The sequence below is a fragment of the Pseudobacillus sp. 179-B 2D1 NHS genome (genome assembly GCF_045370945.1).
GTDB lineage: Bacteria > Bacillota > Bacilli > Bacillales > Domibacillaceae > Pseudobacillus.
Genome location: NZ_JBIQDP010000019.1, coordinates 61,150 through 78,423, shown reverse-complemented (window position 1 = coordinate 78,423; position 17,274 = coordinate 61,150). Strand labels below are relative to the sequence as shown.

18 protein-coding genes and 1 tRNA gene are annotated in these 17,274 nt (G+C 42.4%); 18 read left to right on the top strand and 1 reads right to left on the bottom strand.

Going from position 1 to position 17,274, the window contains the following annotated elements:
* Positions 1-20 precede the first annotated feature (20 nt).
* The 4 genes from ACH0BF_RS17735 to uvrC all read left to right on the top strand — a co-directional run bounded on the left by ACH0BF_RS17735 (position 21) and on the right by uvrC (position 4,216).
* Entirely contained in the window at positions 21-794 is a 774-nt protein-coding gene (locus ACH0BF_RS17735; protein WP_120033528.1) for an electron transfer flavoprotein subunit beta/FixA family protein, read from the top strand.
* Between the two features lie 28 nt (positions 795-822).
* Positions 823-1,803 (top strand): electron transfer flavoprotein subunit alpha/FixB family protein, encoded by a 981-nt coding sequence (locus tag ACH0BF_RS17730; protein WP_120033526.1) that lies wholly within the window; start codon positions 823-825, stop codon positions 1,801-1,803.
* Positions 1,804-2,019: 216 nt separating this feature from the next.
* Positions 2,020-2,334, top strand: coding sequence for a thioredoxin (trxA, locus tag ACH0BF_RS17725; protein ID WP_120033524.1), 315 nt, complete (start codon positions 2,020-2,022; stop codon positions 2,332-2,334).
* Positions 2,335-2,428: 94 nt separating this feature from the next.
* The gene (gene uvrC / locus ACH0BF_RS17720) at positions 2,429-4,216 is read left to right on the top strand and encodes an excinuclease ABC subunit UvrC (protein ID WP_406909903.1); all 1,788 of its coding nucleotides are present in this window, start codon (positions 2,429-2,431) and stop codon (positions 4,214-4,216) included.
* Between the two features lie 70 nt (positions 4,217-4,286).
* On the opposite strand, the gene ACH0BF_RS17715 is transcribed toward uvrC, so the two are convergent.
* Positions 4,287-4,712, bottom strand: coding sequence for a YslB family protein (locus ACH0BF_RS17715; protein WP_120033520.1), 426 nt, complete (start codon positions 4,710-4,712; stop codon positions 4,287-4,289).
* 284 nt (positions 4,713-4,996) lie between these two features.
* On the opposite strand from ACH0BF_RS17715, the gene ACH0BF_RS17710 reads away from it, so the two are divergent.
* The 14 genes from ACH0BF_RS17710 to tig all read left to right on the top strand — a co-directional run bounded on the left by ACH0BF_RS17710 (position 4,997) and on the right by tig (position 17,076).
* Positions 4,997-5,605, top strand: a complete 609-nt coding sequence (locus ACH0BF_RS17710) for a succinate dehydrogenase cytochrome b558 subunit (RefSeq protein ID WP_120033518.1) — start codon at positions 4,997-4,999, stop codon at positions 5,603-5,605.
* A gap of 55 nt (positions 5,606-5,660) precedes the next feature.
* Positions 5,661-7,421, top strand: coding sequence for a succinate dehydrogenase flavoprotein subunit (sdhA, locus tag ACH0BF_RS17705; protein WP_120033516.1), 1,761 nt, complete (start codon positions 5,661-5,663; stop codon positions 7,419-7,421).
* 2 nt (positions 7,422-7,423) lie between these two features.
* Positions 7,424-8,191: a succinate dehydrogenase iron-sulfur subunit gene (gene sdhB / locus ACH0BF_RS17700; protein ID WP_120033514.1), complete on the top strand. Its 768-nt coding sequence runs from the start codon at positions 7,424-7,426 to the stop codon at positions 8,189-8,191.
* Between the two features lie 64 nt (positions 8,192-8,255).
* Positions 8,256-8,705, top strand: a complete 450-nt coding sequence (locus ACH0BF_RS17695) for an acyl-CoA thioesterase (RefSeq protein ID WP_340853067.1) — start codon at positions 8,256-8,258, stop codon at positions 8,703-8,705.
* A 144-nt stretch (positions 8,706-8,849) separates the two neighbouring features.
* Positions 8,850-9,074 (top strand): helix-turn-helix domain-containing protein, encoded by a 225-nt coding sequence (locus ACH0BF_RS17690; RefSeq protein ID WP_041097586.1) that lies wholly within the window; start codon positions 8,850-8,852, stop codon positions 9,072-9,074.
* 550 nt (positions 9,075-9,624) lie between these two features.
* On the top strand, positions 9,625-10,074 hold the full coding sequence (locus tag ACH0BF_RS17685; RefSeq protein ID WP_120033510.1) for a MarR family winged helix-turn-helix transcriptional regulator: 450 nt from the start codon (positions 9,625-9,627) through the stop codon (positions 10,072-10,074).
* 10 nt (positions 10,075-10,084) lie between these two features.
* Positions 10,085-10,885 carry a glutamate racemase gene (gene racE, locus ACH0BF_RS17680; protein ID WP_120033508.1) on the top strand — a complete coding sequence of 267 codons (801 nt, stop codon included), beginning with the start codon at positions 10,085-10,087 and terminating at the stop codon, positions 10,883-10,885.
* A 109-nt stretch (positions 10,886-10,994) separates the two neighbouring features.
* Positions 10,995-12,041: a GerMN domain-containing protein gene (locus ACH0BF_RS17675; protein ID WP_406909900.1), complete on the top strand. Its 1,047-nt coding sequence runs from the start codon at positions 10,995-10,997 to the stop codon at positions 12,039-12,041.
* Between the two features lie 169 nt (positions 12,042-12,210).
* The gene (gene rph, locus ACH0BF_RS17670) at positions 12,211-12,972 is read left to right on the top strand and encodes a ribonuclease PH (RefSeq protein ID WP_340853077.1); all 762 of its coding nucleotides are present in this window, start codon (positions 12,211-12,213) and stop codon (positions 12,970-12,972) included.
* Positions 12,969-13,577, top strand: coding sequence for an XTP/dITP diphosphatase (locus ACH0BF_RS17665; RefSeq protein WP_340853079.1), 609 nt, complete (start codon positions 12,969-12,971; stop codon positions 13,575-13,577). Before rph ends, ACH0BF_RS17665 begins: the two co-directional genes overlap by 4 nt.
* The gene (locus tag ACH0BF_RS17660; protein WP_340853081.1) at positions 13,574-14,083 is read left to right on the top strand and encodes a metallophosphoesterase family protein; all 510 of its coding nucleotides are present in this window, start codon (positions 13,574-13,576) and stop codon (positions 14,081-14,083) included. Before ACH0BF_RS17665 ends, ACH0BF_RS17660 begins: the two co-directional genes overlap by 4 nt.
* A gap of 284 nt (positions 14,084-14,367) precedes the next feature.
* A tRNA-Arg gene (locus ACH0BF_RS17655) sits at positions 14,368-14,444 on the top strand.
* A gap of 224 nt (positions 14,445-14,668) precedes the next feature.
* The gene (locus ACH0BF_RS17650) at positions 14,669-15,646 is read left to right on the top strand and encodes a tetratricopeptide repeat protein (RefSeq protein ID WP_120033495.1); all 978 of its coding nucleotides are present in this window, start codon (positions 14,669-14,671) and stop codon (positions 15,644-15,646) included.
* Between the two features lie 143 nt (positions 15,647-15,789).
* On the top strand, positions 15,790-17,076 hold the full coding sequence (gene tig / locus ACH0BF_RS17645) for a trigger factor (RefSeq protein ID WP_120033493.1): 1,287 nt from the start codon (positions 15,790-15,792) through the stop codon (positions 17,074-17,076).
* The last annotated feature ends 198 nt before the right edge of the window (positions 17,077-17,274 follow it).

The following is a 17,274-nucleotide window of genomic DNA, read 5'->3' as shown; positions in this document are numbered from 1 at the left end:
ATAAAGCGGGAGGGGAAATTATGAATATTTATGTACTTCTAAAAAGAACTTTTGATACCGAAGAGAAAATCAGTGTGGTAAATGGCCAAATTCAAGAGGACGGAGCAGAGTTCATCATCAATCCGTATGATGAGTACGCCGTTGAGGAAGCGATTCAAATTCGCGATGACAAAGGCGGTGAGGTGACGGTTGTTTCCGTCGGTAGCGAGGAAGCAGAAAAACAGCTACGGACCGCATTGGCAATGGGAGCTGACAAAGCCGTATTGATCAATACGGAAGATGATGTCGAAAGCGGCGATCAATATACAACAGCAAAGATCCTAGCTGAGTTTTTAAAAGACAAGGAAGCAGACTTGATTATCGCAGGAAATGTGGCGATCGATGGTGGCAGTGGGCAGGTGGGCCCGCGAGTAGCTGATCTGCTTGGCATTCCTTATGTGACCACAATTACGGATATTAAAATCGAAGGTGAAAGCGTTCACATCGTTCGTGATGTAGAAGGAGATTCCGAGAAAATTCAAACAACACTGCCATTGCTTGTAACGGCGCAGCAAGGGTTGAATGATCCGCGATATCCTTCACTGCCAGGGATCATGAAAGCGAAAAAGAAGCCACTTGAGGAGCTGGAGCTGGACGATTTGGGTCTTGATGAGGACGATGTAGAAGCAAAAACGGAAACCATTGACGTCTTTTTGCCGCCGAAAAAAGAAGCTGGTCGCATTTTGGAAGGGGAATTAAACGATCAGGTGCAAGAGCTTGTAAGTTTACTGCATAACGAAGCAAAGGTCATTTAAAGGATAAACTGGACAGGAGGGGATCAACATGTCAAAAAAAGTATTGGTATTGGGAGAAGTACGTGATGGGGCACTAAGAAACGTTTCGTTTGAGGCGATTGCAGCAGGTAAAAAAGTTGCACAGGGTGGCGAAGTTGTCGGGGTGCTGATAGGGGAATCGGTTAGCAGCCTTGCGGAGCAGCTTATTCAATATGGAGCAGACCGTGTGGCCACCGTAGAAAACGAAAAGTTAGCACAATACACATCGGACGGTTATTCGCAGGCATTGCTTGCGGTTGTGGACCGGGAAAATCCAGAGGCTATTATCTTTGGCCATACGGCACTTGGGAAGGATTTATCGCCGAAAATTGCATCAAGACTCCAGGCAGGGTTAATTTCTGATGCAACGGCAGTTGAAGAAGAGAGCGGAGAGGTTATTTTTACCCGTCCGATTTATTCAGGGAAAGCCTTTGAGACAAAAAAAGTGAGCGAAGGGCTTGTGCTAGCTTCTGTACGTCCAAACAATATTTCGCCCCTTGAGAAGGATGAATCCCGTTCAGGAGATGTCTACCCTGTCACTGTAGACATTACAGACATTCGCACCGTTATTCAGGAGGTCGTTCGCAAAACGTCAGAAGGCGTTGATTTATCAGAAGCAAAAGTAATTGTTGCTGGCGGACGCGGTGTCAAAAGTGAAGAAGGCTTTAAGCCGCTGCAGGAGCTGGCTGATGTGCTCGGCGGAGCGGTCGGTGCTTCCCGCGGCGCATGCGATGCGGACTATTGCGACTATTCACTGCAAATTGGACAGACAGGGAAGGTTGTTACGCCTGACTTGTACATTGCCTGCGGAATTTCCGGAGCGATCCAGCATTTAGCCGGTATGTCCAATTCAAAAATTATTGTTGCGATCAACAAAGATCCAGAAGCTAGTATTTTCGGTGTAGCCGATTATGGCATTGTCGGTGATTTATTCGAAGTGGTACCGATGCTGACAGAAGAATTTAAAAAGTTAAAGGTAGCTTCCTCTTGATTAGCTAAACAAAGAGCTGATGCTTTAAGCATCAGCTCTTTATTTGTTCTTTTATGATAGGCTTTCAATTTGCGGTAAGATATTCTTATACAAGCTGGTAGAACAGGAGTAGAGGCACTTCAAAAGGGGAAAATAAAATGTAAAGCAAAAAAATAGCATCCAATTATAATCGGTGCTATACTGACCATAGTATACGTAACTTTAGGAGGGTTTTTGATGGCAATTGTAAAAGCGACTGACCAAAACTTTAATAACGAAACAGCTAGCGGCCTTGTGCTGGCAGACTTCTGGGCTCCATGGTGCGGACCATGTAAAATGATTGCTCCTGTATTGGAAGAACTTGATGCAGAGTTAGCCGACAAAGTAAAAATTGTAAAAATTGACGTAGATGAAAACCAAGAGACAGCTGGAAAATACGGTGTGATGAGCATTCCAACACTTATTTTGTTTAAAGACGGCCAGCCTGTTGATAAAGTGATCGGTTTCCAACCGAAAGAAGCATTAGCAGAATTAGTAAACAAACATGCTTAATTTAATTACAAAAAACCGTCTTCTGTCTGGGACAGAAGACGGTTTTTTGTACAAATAAAGTGATTGAACAAAAACTCGTCCGGGAGGTGGGAGAATGAATCTAACTATTAAAAATAAACTGGCGCTGCTTCCGGACAAACCCGGTTGCTATTTAATGAAAGATCGCCAGGGAACCGTTATTTATGTAGGGAAAGCCAAAGTGTTAAAGAATCGTGTCCGTTCCTATTTTTCCGGCTCGCATGATGCAAAAACGCAGCGACTCGTTAGTGAAATAGAGGACTTTGAATACATTATTACTTCATCCAATCTCGAAGCCCTCATCCTTGAGCTAAATTTAATTAAAAAGCACGATCCGAAATACAATATCATGCTGAAGGATGATAAAAGTTACCCATTTATCAAACTAACAGCGGAGAAACACCCGCGTCTTATTATCACTAGAAAGGTGAAAAAAGATAAAGCGAAATATTTTGGTCCTTATCCCAACGCTTATGCGGCTAATGAGACAAAAAAGCTGCTTGACCGCTTGTACCCGCTTAGAAAGTGTATCAACTTACCGGATAGAGTGTGTCTGTATTATCATATGGGCCAATGCCTTGCTCCTTGTGTGAATGAAATAACAGATGAACAGTATAAAGAAATGACGAATGAGATTGTCCGTTTTCTAAATGGAGGGCATCAGCAGGTAAAAGAGCAGCTGACTGCAAAAATGCATGAAGCAGCTGAAAACCTGGAATTTGAACGGGCAAAGGAGTTCCGGGATCAAATTGCTCACATTGAGGCCACGATGGAGAAGCAGAAAATTAATACGACAGATTTTACAGACCGGGACGTATTTGGCTACGCTGTCGATAAAGGCTGGATGTGTGTGCAGGTGTTCTTTATCCGCCAAGGAAAGTTAATCGAGCGCGATGTGTCCTTATTTCCTATTTACGATGAACCAGAAGAAGAGTTTTTAACTTATCTCGGACAATTTTATGATCAGCCAAATCACTTTAAACCGAAAGAAATTCTTCTGCCTGAAAAAGTAGATGAGGCACTCGCTGAGCAGTTAATTGAAGTGAAAATGATTAAGCCTCAAAGAGGAAAGAAAAAAGAGCTTGTTCATCTAGCAGCAAGCAACGCCCAAGCGGCTCTGGCAGAAAAGTTTGCGTTGATTGAACGAGATGAGGAACGGACGATTAAAGCGGTGGAACAGCTGGGAAGGATAATGAATATTCACACACCGCTCCGCATTGAGGCGTTTGACAACTCAAATATCCAGGGAACAGATCCAGTCTCGGCCATGATTGTGTTCATTGACGGCAAGCCGGCCAAAAAAGAATATCGCAAATTCAAAATTAAAACCGTTCATGGACCGGATGATTATGCCTCGATGCGTGAAGTGATACGCCGCCGCTATAGCCGGGTGCTAAAGGAAGGGCTTCCGCTTCCAGATTTAATTATTATTGATGGTGGAAAAGGGCAGATTGAAACAACAAAAGATGTCTTGCTTAATGAATTAAATTTGGATATTCCGGTTGCCGGCCTCGCAAAGGATGATAAACACCGGACGTCACAGCTTCTTTATGGGTCACCGCTCTCCGTTGTACCACTTTTGCACAATAGTCAGGAATTTTACTTATTACAGCGTATTCAGGATGAGGTTCATCGTTTTGCTATTACCTTTCACCGCCAGCTTCGTGGAAAGGGAACATTTCAGTCCATTTTAGATGACATTACTGGAATAGGGCCGAAGCGTAAAAAACAGCTATTAAAACATTTTGGTTCCGTGAAGAAAATCAAAGAAGCAACGAAGGAGGAACTGCGGGCTATCGGTATTCCCGAGAGAACCGCGGAGGATCTTCTTGAGCAGTTGCAGAGGAAAAACGAAGAAAAGTAAAGAGGTAAGGCTGTCCAAACGAAGAGAAACGGTCAATTGTAGGACAGCCTTTTTATGATGCCTTAAAACCTTATTCCCATTTTACAATGAGCGTGACTTTTTTCGTCCGTTTTTGTATATCAACGACTGATTCCGCCTCAGCCTGTTCGTTGGAGGAGATCTGTTCAGCTAAAAATCCGCTTTCAAGAGAGAAGGAGGGCTCGGATTGAACAGAAAATCTCCTTTCAATGAAAGGGCCGCTCAGTTCAAAAGTTTTTTCCCGTTTTGCTTCTTTTAAGAGGGTAAGCGTCCCCCAGCCAGCCTCTTCAAAAAAGGAGCAAAGGTCTTCGCTGTTTTGGCAAGGAAACTTTCTAGCAAGTGATTTACCTGCCCAGTAAAGAATTGGACCAGCCTCTTTTCCGAGCACATCTGCTAATAGAGCATCCCTGATTAATTCATAACCGAAAATAGGCACAGAGAGGCTTTTTGTCTCTTGTTGATCGAGTTGATTTGTCAATTTTTATCCCCACTTTCTGTTATCCATTATATACAACAGTTGGAAGAGAAAAAAGGAATTTATTAGCTTAGTATTGTGATATAATAAATCTCTAAAGAAAAACAAAAATACTGAAGAAACATTCAGTTTTGGTAGCTTTTTTACAATATAAAAAGAGCACACCTGTCCTTGACGCTTCATATGGATGAGAGTAAAATGGTCTTGTCACAAAATAGTTACAATATGAAGCTTTGCCGAAAGAAGAGAGGATTTGTCGGATGCTTCAAGATTAAGGGGGGTAAAACATGGCTGACAACCGAGAATTTTTTTATCGCAGGCTGCACTCATTGCTTGGTGTCATACCTGTAGGGTTGTTCTTAACGCAACACTTAGTCGTAAACCACTTTGCAACAAAAGGCGAGGAGGCATTTAACCAAGCTGCCGGTGTTATGGAAGGTTTGCCATTCCGTTATTTATTGGAAACATTTGTTATTTTCCTACCACTGTTATTTCATGCTATTTACGGATTGTATATTGCTTTTACAGCGAAAAACAACATTGGCAGATTCGGCTATTTCCGGAACGTTATGTTCTTCTTGCAACGTGTATCTGGTGTGATTACGCTTGTATTCATTGCGTGGCACGTATGGGAAACAAGAATTCAGGCGGCCCTTGGCGCTGAAGTGGATTTCCAAATGATGGCGGATGTATTTTCTAATCCATTAATGATTGGTTTTTACATAATTGGTGTCATCTCAACTGTATTCCACTTTGCTAATGGTCTGTGGTCTTTCAGTGTAAGCTGGGGAATTACTGTTTCTCCTCGTTCACAGCGCATTATGACATATGTCACAATGGTTATTTTTGTTGCGCTTTCTTATGTAGGTGTTAGTGCAATTCTTGCGTTCGTATAAGTAAGTTCTTGAATTAAGTTAAGTTTGGATTTGGGAGAAAAAGGAGTGAGTCTCAATGAGTAATGGAAAAATTGTTGTAGTCGGCGGCGGATTGGCCGGTTTAATGGCTACAATTAAAGCAGCAGAAGCAGGAACACAGGTTGACTTGTTTTCTCTAGTTCCCGTTAAACGCTCCCACTCTGTATGCGCGCAAGGCGGCATTAATGGTGCGGTTAACACAAAAGGTGAGGGCGATTCACCTTATATTCACTTTGATGACACAGTTTATGGCGGCGACTTTTTAGCGAACCAGCCACCTGTAAAAGCAATGGCAGAGGCTGCGCCGGGCATCATCAATTTAATGGACCGTATGGGAGTTATGTTTAACCGAACTCCAGAAGGATTGCTTGACTTCCGTCGTTTCGGCGGTACGCAGCATCACCGGACAGCATTTGCTGGAGCGACAACAGGCCAGCAGCTTTTATATGCATTGGACGAGCAGGTTCGACGCTTTGAAGTAGCAGGACTAGTTACAAAATATGAAGGATGGGAATTCCTCGGTGTAATTCTTGATGACGAAAACATTTGTCGTGGGGTCGTTGCTCAGAATTTACGGGATATGCACATCCAATCATTCCCTGGTGATGCCGTTATCATGGCTACCGGAGGGCCTGGTATTATTTTTGGTAAGTCTACGAACTCTGTTATTAATACAGGGTCTGCAGCTTCTATCGTTTATCAGCAAGGTGTAAATTATGCAAACGGCGAATTTATCCAAATTCACCCAACAGCTATTCCAGGAGACGACAAACTTCGTCTTATGAGTGAATCAGCACGCGGAGAAGGCGGACGGATTTGGACATATAAAGACGGTAAGCCATGGTACTTCTTAGAAGAAAAATATCCGGCATATGGAAACCTCGTACCACGTGACATTGCGACACGTGAAATTTTTGATGTGTGCGTAAATCAAAAACTTGGTATTAACGGAGAGAACATGGTATACCTTGATCTTTCTCATAAAGATCCGCATGAGCTTGATATTAAGCTTGGCGGTATCATTGAAATTTATGAAAAGTTTATGGGTGAAGATCCACGTAAAGTACCAATGAAAATCTTCCCTGCTGTTCACTATTCAATGGGTGGACTATGGGTGGACTATGAGCAACAAACAAATATTCCTGGTTTATTCGCAGCTGGTGAGTGTGATTACTCACAGCATGGTGCGAACCGCCTAGGTGCGAATTCCCTTCTGTCTGCTATTTATGGCGGAATGGTTGCCGGCCCGAATGCGGTAAAATACATTCATGGATTAGAAAAATCAGCGGATGCCATTTCTTCCTCTGTTTTTGATAGATATGTGAAACAAGAAGAAGCAAAATGGAATGATATCATGTCCTTGGACGGCAAGGAAAATGCCTACTTGCTTCATAAAGAGCTCGGTGAGTGGATGACAGCCAATGTTACAGTTGTCCGCTACAATGATAAGCTTAAAGAAACAGACAATAAAATTGTTGAGTTGATGGAACGATATAAAAACATCAATATTAACGATACAGCGAAATGGAGCAACCAGGGCGCGGCCTTTACTCGTCAGTTGAAAAACATGCTTCATCTTGCCCGTGTAATTACAATCGGAGCTCTTAACCGTGATGAGAGCCGTGGAGCTCACTACAAGCCGGACTTCCCGGATCGTAATGATGAGGACTTCCTGAAAACAACAATGGCAACATTTAAAGGGGAGAACCAAGCTCCTGCTTTCCATTACGAAGAGGTAGATGTTTCCTTGATCCCTCCACGCAAACGTGACTATACGAAAAACAAGGAGGAGAAATAAAGATGAGTGAAAATAAAACAGTTCGCTTTATTATTACTCGTCAAGACGCACTGAATTCGGCTCCGTATGAAGAAGAATTCGTTCTCCCATATCGCCCGAATATGAACGTTATTTCAGCGCTCATGGAAATTCAGCGTAACCCGGTTAACGCTAAAGGTGAGAAAACAACACCGGTTGCCTGGGATATGAACTGTCTTGAAGAAGTCTGTGGTGCTTGTTCAATGGTTATTAACGGTAAGCCGCGTCAAGCTTGTACAGCTTTGATCGATAAGCTGGAACAGCCTGTTCGCCTGGCGCCGATGAGCACATTCCCGGTTGTTCGTGATTTACAGATTGACCGGGAGCGCATGTTTGATTCAATGAAACGAATCAAAGCTTGGATTCCAATTGATGGCACGTACGAACTTGGACCTGGTCCGCGTATGCCAGAAAGAAAACGCCAGTGGGCATATGAATTATCTAAATGTATGACTTGCGGTGTTTGTTTGGAAGCATGTCCGAATGTAAACAGCAAATCTGACTTTATCGGTCCTGCATTCATTTCTCTTGTTCGCTTATTCAATTCCCATCCAACTGGTGCAATGAATAGAGATGAACGATTGAATGCATTAATGGGTGATGGCGGCTTGCAAGATTGCGGAAACTCTCAAAACTGTGTGCAGGCATGTCCAAAAGGAATTCCTTTAACGACATCCATTGCAGCAATGAACAGAGCAGCTACTGTGCAATCTTTCCGTAACTTCTTCGGAAGCGATCATCAAGTAGATTAATTGACTCCAGCCTTCAGCTGTTTCAGCTGGAGGCTGTTTTTTGTAGAACAAAGGGGGAACAGTGATGAAGAAGTTTTCTTATATTGAAGATTTTGAACAGTGGCAAAAAGGATTCAGCTTTTTTCATCCAATCAAAGTGCGTTTTTCCGAAACTGATATGTTTGGTCATTTAAATAATACAGTGCCGTTTGTTTATTTCGAAGAAGCGCGCATTGAGTTTTTAGCAGCTAGAGGCTTGAAGGATGAATGGCTTAGCCAAAAAAGTGAAAGCATTCCGGTTGTCGCTGATTTACAATGTGATTTTTTAGAACAGGTATTTTTTGGCGAGAAGTTATCCATCGGTGTCAAAGTAGATAGTTTTGGACGTTCTTCCTGTGATATTCATTACAAAGGGACAACAGAAGACGGAAGAGTGTGCTTTGTCGGCAGAGGAACGCTTGTGCAAATTTCTCCAAAGACAGGCAAAGCGATTTCATTCACAACAGAGTTAAAGGAAAAATTACTCGGCCAGTAACCCGATAGAATGATAAAAATAAAAATAACAGGGAATTTTGTGACTCCACTGTCAATTCTCTGTTCCCTCACATATGATACCGTAACGGCCGTTCCATTGATTAAGTGATCAGAAGCTGGCGGAAGCGAGGAGGGTACATGTCAAGTGAGGGAGCATCGCTTTGATCGTAAACCGCTATTAACAAAGAGAGAAAAAGAAGTATTTGAATTGCTCGTGCAGGATCGGACTACAAGAGAAATTGCTGAGGAACTATTTATCAGTGAAAAGACGGTCCGCAACCATATTTCAAATTCCATTCAAAAGCTCGGGGTGAAAGGACGGGCGCAGGCAATCGTTGAATTGCTCAGGATGGGTGAATTAAAGCTTTAAGAAGACAGATGGCGTCCGCTGGACCGCCATCTGTTTTGCCTTTGCGTAAAGCGGCTGTTTTAAAAATATGATCGATAATAAAGCAGCATTCAACTGATAGAATAGCTGCATAAAAACTAGTTAGGGGACCGAAAAGATGTTGATTGCCAGTTTTGCCTCATGCTGTTCGGCTTTATAAGGGCCTATCTATGCTATCGTTAGGAAAACCATCGGATGAGCGGAAAAGCTTAATGAATATCACACCCATTCCTCCGATGAAAAAGGAATAATCGAAAAAATCTGTCCTTTAACAAAGGGAGACCATAAGTCGCTCCACATAAAATAAACCATGTGGCTATAAAGCTAGTTATTTTTTTAAGGATCATTCTCCCTCTCCTCATACGGTGATTTCCATTTAATGAAGAATAAGTATAGTGAGGTAATTGTTATAGCTTGCGTTTTTATGTCTTCTTTACCTTGCATTTTACAAGGAAAAAAGCGAAAATAAACAGGTAAATGAGTTTGTAGGTGTGGTTTTGAAAAAGGGAACGATGAGTAAGGAGTGCAAAACATGGAAGCAGATTTTGAGCAGTCGCTCGACTTCGTCGCGGATATTGAAAAAGAATTACGATACATAAACGGGATTATTAAACAAAAAGGCCGAGAAATATTAAGTGATTACAAGATTACTCCTCCTCAGTTTATTGCTTTGCAATGGTTATTTGAAGAGGGAGATATGACCATTGGAGAGTTGTCCACAAAAATGTTTTTGGCTTTTAGTACAACGACAGACTTAATTGACCGAATGGAGCGAAATAAGCTTGTTGAACGGGTCAAAGATATGAATGATCGCCGGATTGTCCGCATTCATCTGCTAAAAGAAGGTGCGAGCATGATTGAAGAGGTAATAAAGAAGCGCCAGTTGTATGTCCAGCAGATTTTACAAGATTTCAGTGAAGATGAAATCTTGTCTTTAAAAAGCAACCTAGAGAAAATGCATCAGGAAATGAAAGTAAAATGAGGCGAGAAAAGTGAATAGACCGATCGGTGTAATTGATTCGGGAGTAGGCGGCCTGACGGTAGCTAAAGAGATCATGCGCCAGCTTCCAAATGAAACGATTTATTATACGGGAGATACTGCCCGCTGCCCGTATGGTCCAAGGCCGGCAGAGGAAGTTAGCGAATACACTTGGGAGATGACCCGTTTTTTAATAGAAAAGAAGATCAAGATGCTTGTTATTGCGTGTAATACGGCTACGGCGGTTGTGCTCGAAGAAATTCGGACAGCCTTGTCCATTCCAGTTATCGGTGTGATTCACCCAGGAGCAAGAGCGGCTATTAAGCAGACGAGAAACGATCAGATTGGCGTGCTCGGAACGATAGGTACGATAAGAAGCGGTGCTTATGAAAAAATGCTTACTTCGATAAATAAAAAGGCGATTGTTACTTCCCTCGCCTGTCCAAAATTCGTTCCTCTCGTGGAAAGTGGGGAATACAAGGGACCAATGGCTGAAAAGGTTGTGGCAGAGACGCTGACTCCTTTGAAAAATACTAATATTGATACGGTGATTTTAGGATGCACTCATTATCCTCTGCTCGAACCGATTATAGCTAAGTCTCTTGGTGACCGGGTACAGGTTATTAGTTCAGGGGAAGAAACGGCTCGTGAGGTAAGTGCTATTCTTGATTATAAAAAGCTGTTGGCCAAGGACACTCCTCGACTGCCACATGTTTTTTATACAACAGGCTCGAAGGAGTTATTTTACGAAATTGCTTCTGATTGGCTGCAGGAAAAGGAATTACACATCGAAGCGATCCGCTTAGGCAACTAAGCGGTTTTTTTGTTGTCTGTGCTGGTAAGAATAGAAGATTTGGCCAAGCCGGTTCTAAGTTTTCGAAACACCCGTATATTTAGTACAAACAGTTTTAGGAGGGGTAGTTATGCGAAAAAAGAAAACGGCAGCAGTGGCAGTCATTTTGATTTCTTCCGTTTATACAGCTGGCTGCGGATTATGGCCTGAAGAGAAAAAGGAAAAAATTGATCCTCCGCAATCCGTTGTTTATACGGACAGCTTGTCCGGTGAAGAGGGACAGAAAGCCGCGCAGAAAAAAGATATGGTCATGACAGAGTTATACTTAATCGATAAGAATGGCTATGTGGTTTCCCAAACGATGCCGCTTCCAAATACAAAAAGTTTGGCCAAGCAGGCGCTGGAGTATCTGGTAGCAGAGGGGCCTGTATCTAACAGTATTCCCAATGGTTTTCGGGCTGTTTTGCCAGCCGGTACACAAGTGAAGAGCGTAGACATTAAAGAGGGAACTGCAACAGTTGACTTTTCACCTGAATTTAAAGAATATGACGAGGCAGATGAAGAAAGAATTGTTCAATCCATTGCTTGGACATTAACACAATTTGATTCAGTGGAGAGGGTCAAGCTACAGGTGAACGGACAATCGCTTTCAGAAATGCCAGTTGGAAAGATGGCGCTTGATGAAGAGGGACTGACGCGGCAGGCTGGGATTAATATAGATACATCAGGAGTGGTTGACATTATCAATACAAGACCAGTAACTGTATATTATATGGCCCAGGAAGGAGAAGGCTATTATTACGTGCCTGTCACCAAACGTGTAAGTAATGCGGAAGAAGATCAAATTACCGCTATCGTTAAGGAGCTGGCAAAGGGGCCGCGCGCCAATTCAGGTCTTGTAACAGAGTTCTTACCGGAGGCTGAATTACTAGAAAAGCCTGTAATTAAAGAGGGGCGGGTTACCCTGAATTTCAATGAAGCCATTCTTGGGAGCTTTGAAAACAAAATGGTATCCGAGCATATATTAAAATCACTCGCTTTGTCTTTAACGGAAGGAACTCAAATTGAGAGTCTGGCTCTTCGAGTCGGCGGCAGTTCTAATATTACGACTGAACAAGGAAAGCCGCTGAGCAGCTCCGTAACACGGCCGGATGTGGTAAATCCGGTTGATTTGTGAAAGGCTCCCTTCCCTTTAACAGACCGTATATGCAAGTGACTTTTCTGATAATCATCTATCTAACCGTCTGCTGTCAGAGGGCTTAGGTGAATGATTTCTTTTTTATGTCTGAAAGAAAAGTGCTACTATAGGAAGATGCGGACCAAATGAAATAACGGAGGGAATTAGGATGAGATTTGATGGAAGACAAGCACATGAATTGAGAGATGTACATATCGAGACTAATTATTTAAAACATCCAGAAGGATCAGTGCTAATCCAGGTTGGTGACACAAAAGTGATTTGTACAGCGAGCATTGAGGAGCGTGTGCCTCCATTCATGAGAGGGAGCGGAAAGGGCTGGATTTCCGCTGAGTATTCTATGTTGCCGAGGGCCACTGGACAACGAAACATTCGCGAATCCTCCAAAGGAAAAGTATCGGGAAGAACAATGGAAATTCAGCGCCTGATTGGTCGTGCCCTTAGAGCGATTGTAAATTTAGAAGTGATTGGCGAGCGGACCGTTTGGGTTGACTGTGATGTGATTCAAGCAGATGGCGGTACGCGGACAGCTTCTATAAGTGGAGCCTTTGTCGCTTTGACTCTCGCTTTAAATAAGTTGTATGAGGAAAAAGGATTGCCATCGTTTCCGGTTACCGACTTTCTTGCAGCGACAAGCGTGGGAATCGTCCAAGAGCATGGACCTGTGTTAGATTTAAATTACATAGAAGATAGCCAGGCGGAAGTAGACATGAACATAGTGATGACTGGCAACAATGAATTTGTGGAATTACAAGGAACAGGAGAAGAAGCGACGTTTTCTATTAATGATCTACAGCAGCTTTTGGAGCTTGCCCAGACAGGAATAACGAGCTTATTTACTATTCAATCAGCCGCTTTAGGAGAAATTGCCGGGAAAATCGGCAGTCAGGCAAAAGGAGCAGCGGAATGAAAACAGTAATTATAGCAACCAAAAACAAAGGAAAAGCAAAAGAGTTTTCAAGTTTATTTGCAGATTACGGGATGGATGTAAAAACGCTGATTGACTATCCGGCGTTAGCTGATGTGGAAGAAACAGGTGAGACTTTCGAGGAAAACGCCATCCTGAAAGCAAAAACAATATCGAATGAGACGGGACAGCTTGTTATTGCCGATGATTCGGGGTTAAGTATCGACGCACTTGAAGGCCGTCCGGGCGTATACTCCGCACGCTATGCGGGTGCCGATAAGGACGATGAAGCAAATATTCAAAAAGTGCTTGCTGAGCTTCAAGGACTGCCGATGGAAAAACGAACAGCCCGTTTTCATTGTGTATTGGCGATTGCCCGTCCAGGCAAAGAAACGGTAACGGTATCAGGAACGTGTGAGGGCAAGATCACAATGATGAAAAAAGGGGAAAATGGCTTTGGGTATGATCCGATCTTTTGGCTGGAGGACTTTGAGAGAACGATGGCAGAATTGCAGCCGGAAGAGAAAAACAGCGTCAGCCACCGTGGAGTGGCTATGAGGAAATTGGGAAGAATGCTTCCAGAACTGATTGGTGGTGAAACTGGATGAAGGCATTAGTAGTGAGTGATAGTCACGGGTGGAGCGAAATTTTGGCAGAGATAAAACAGCGCTATGAAGAAGAAGTGGATGTCTTCATTCATTGTGGAGATTCTGAGCTTAGCGCTGATGATCCTGCTATTGAAGGCTATCTTGTTGTGAGAGGCAATTGCGATGCCGAAGAAGAATTTCCATATGATGTAGTAGAGGGAGTCAAGGGCAAGAGAATATTTATTACTCATGGCCATCGTTATGATGTAAAGATGTCCCTCATGAAATTAACTTATAAGGCACAGGAATATGGAGCAGATTTAACCTTTTTCGGCCACTCTCATATATTAGGAGCAGAAAAGATTGGTGACACCCTCTTCTTAAATCCAGGGAGCATTGCGATGCCGCGCGGCCGGCGTGAGAAAACGTATGCTCTTGTAGAAACGGACAAGCAGCAGGCTGTGATCCGCTTTTTCGATGACACCCATCGGGAATTGACAGAGCTAAGTTGTACATTTTCATTTTAAAAAGTAGGTAGGTATACTTTGCTGGCTTTTCTGTATACAATAAAAGCAGTTATCAGGCGTTTATCCATGGACTTTTTTCATTGGCCGGTTCTATACTCTTGAAAGAAGCGGTCCGGAAAGCTTGATCTTCGCTAACTTTTTGGACCGAACTTCTCTTTTTCATGCAGAATAAGTTTTTTCTATACAATAAAAGAAAAAATTATCAAAAACGCATTGACAATTTTTTTATGGGTTGTTATTATAGTAAATGTCTTACATAACTAGTTCAAAATTTTTTAGAAATTGTCCCAGTAGCTCAGCTGGATAGAGCAACGGCCTTCTAAGCCGTCGGTCGGGAGTTCGAATCTCTCCTGGGACGCCATACATAAGTAAACCAACCTTCCAGGCAATTGCTTGGAAGGTTTTTATTCTGGAATTTATTTTATTATTCTTGCGTGTGTCTCTTATTTTAAGGTGAATGGAACTTTGCTCCTTCGCTCCTGGCTTTTTTTTTCGAAACAGACATGCTACACTTACAGAAATACAGAAAAAGGAATGAAAGCAGCTGCTGTTTTCATAGAGCTAAAGACAATCGGGTGACTGACTATGAAGAAAAAAAAGTGGGATAGAAAAGGAAATGTATTTATTTTTCCAGGAACAGCTCAAGCGCTTATTCAAAAAGGACGAGCGGCACTTGAGAAGAAAGACTATGATGAGGCGGCCTCCTTTTTATCGGAAGCGTTAAAATATCCGCTTGCTGAAGAGGGAGACGTAAAGACAGCCCTTTTATTAGCGCTATACGAAAGCGGCCGTTACGAAAGGGCCTTGGAATTATGCAGTGACATGCTTCATAAAGGTCTTGGGGACTATTATGATGTACTAGATATTTATGTACTCATTCTTATGCAGCAAAAACAATACAATACTATTTTCTCCACGCTGTCAGCTCTCATGGAGGAAAAGCAGCTGCCAGAAAACAAGCGAGACTATTTCGGTAGGCTGCTTGAATTGAGCCAAAAGATGATGGATTCTCCTGAAACAAAGTGGGAAATGTTATTTACTGGCGAAGAAAGCTTACGTGAACAAACGTTGAAATTAATGGAGCTTGCCCATGTAAATATTCATCCATATTATAATGAGCTAAAAGCAATGCTCGAGAAAGAGGATGCCCATCCTTTTCTGCAAACGCTCGTTCTCAATGTGTTAAAAGAGCATGGGATTGAAAAGATGGTCACGGTGAAGAAACTCTGTTTTGTGGGAACGGTTATTCCAGCGCAATTGGTAGATGCCTTTGAGAAGGATTATTTTAAACAAGTGGTTTCTTTTCTTGAGGAAGAGCTGGCCGATAAGGACCCTGTTCAACTGGAGCAGGCGAAAGAAATGGTAAAACGCCATTTTTTTCTTCTATATCCGTTTGAACCGGAAGAAATTTCTCCTGCGGGATGGGCAAAAGCATCGCTCTATCAGCTACGCTCATATTATGAAGGCGCAGGGGTGGTAAAGGAAAATGAGCAGGAAGAGGATGTGCAGCTGAGCCTTAATTTTATAAGAAAACTAGATGAAATTTCTTCACCGATCATGTAGGCTTTTGGTTGAAAGAGAAAAAACGTATGGTATAATGTAAAGGTCATAATGTGTCCTTTTTGTGTAAGAGAAATATACATAGGGCGGCCGAACAACTTATAATGTTCATGATGATCAATTTATAGATTTTTGGAGGGAACTTTATGTCTGCTAAATGGGAAAAGCAAGAAGGGAACCAAGGGGTTCTAACAGTAGAAGTAGATGCGGAAACAGTAAACAACGGTTTAGATGCCGCATTTAAAAAAGTAGTAAAGAATATTAACGTACCTGGTTTCCGTAAAGGAAAAATGCCACGTGCTTTGTTTGAAAAGCGCTTCGGTGTAGAGTCTCTTTATCAAGATGCACTGGATATTATTCTTCCAGAAGCATACGGGAAAGCAGTTGAAGAAGCAGGAATCGATCCTGTTGACCGTCCTGAGATTGACATTGAGCAAATGGAAAAAGGCAAAGAGCTAATTTTCAAAGCGACTGTTACAGTAAAGCCTGAAGTAAAGCTTGGCGAATATAAAGGGCTTGAAGCAGAACAGTTAAGCACAGAAGTAACAGATGAAGACGTTCAGGAAGAACTGACTGCTCTGCAAAAGCGTCATGCTGAACTTGTTGTAAAAGAAGATGGCAAAGTAGAAGATGGCGACACTGTTGTCCTTGACTTTGAAGGTTCTGTTAATGGAGAAGTGTTTGAAGGCGGTACAGCAGAAAACTATTCTTTAGTAATCGGCTCTGGCACGTTTATTCCTGGGTTTGAAGAGCAGTTGATCGGCGTAGCTTCTGGTGAAGAGAAAGAGGTAGAAGTTACTTTCCCTGAAGAGTACCATGCAGAAGAGCTTGCAGGCAAACCAGCTGTATTCAAGGTGAAAATTCACGAAATCAAAGCACAAGAGCTTCCTGAACTGAATGATGAATTTGCAAAAGAAACAGATGAAGATGTGGAAACACTTGATGAATTGAAAGCGAAAATCCGCACTCGCCTTGAAGAGCAAAAGAAAACAGCTGCAGAACAAACACTTCGTGATACGCTTGTAGAAAAAGCAGCTGCGAATGCTGAAATCGATGTACCAGAAGTGATGGTTGAAAATGAAATCGACCGCATGCTTCAAGAGTTCACACAAAATCTTTCAATGCAAGGAATGAACCTTGACCTGTATTATCAATTCTCTGGTCAAAGTGAAGCAGACCTTCGCGGACAAATGAAAGAGAATGCAGAAACACGCGTACGCACAAGCTTGACGCTTGAAGCGATTGCAGATGCAGAAAACTTAGAAGCAACGGAAGAAGATACAGAAAAAGAATTAAGCAAAATGGCAGAGCAATTTAATTTGTCCGTAGAAGATATCAAAAAAGCATTGGGCAACTTAGATGGCATGCAGGCTGACTTGAAAATTCGCAAAGCAATCGAATTTCTTGTGGAAAACAGCAAAACTAGTGCATAATAATAGATAAAGGTAGACAAGGCGCGAACTGCTCGTGCCTTGTTTTCTACCTACTTGTTTTACTATCATACATATGAATTCTATAGGGATAGGGAAATAACAAGCTGCAATGATACTCTTTGCAGCGTTTGATTTCATCTTCCTAAATAGATAAAGCTTGACAAGAAAATGTGAAAAAATGTTTTAGTAATAGTCAAG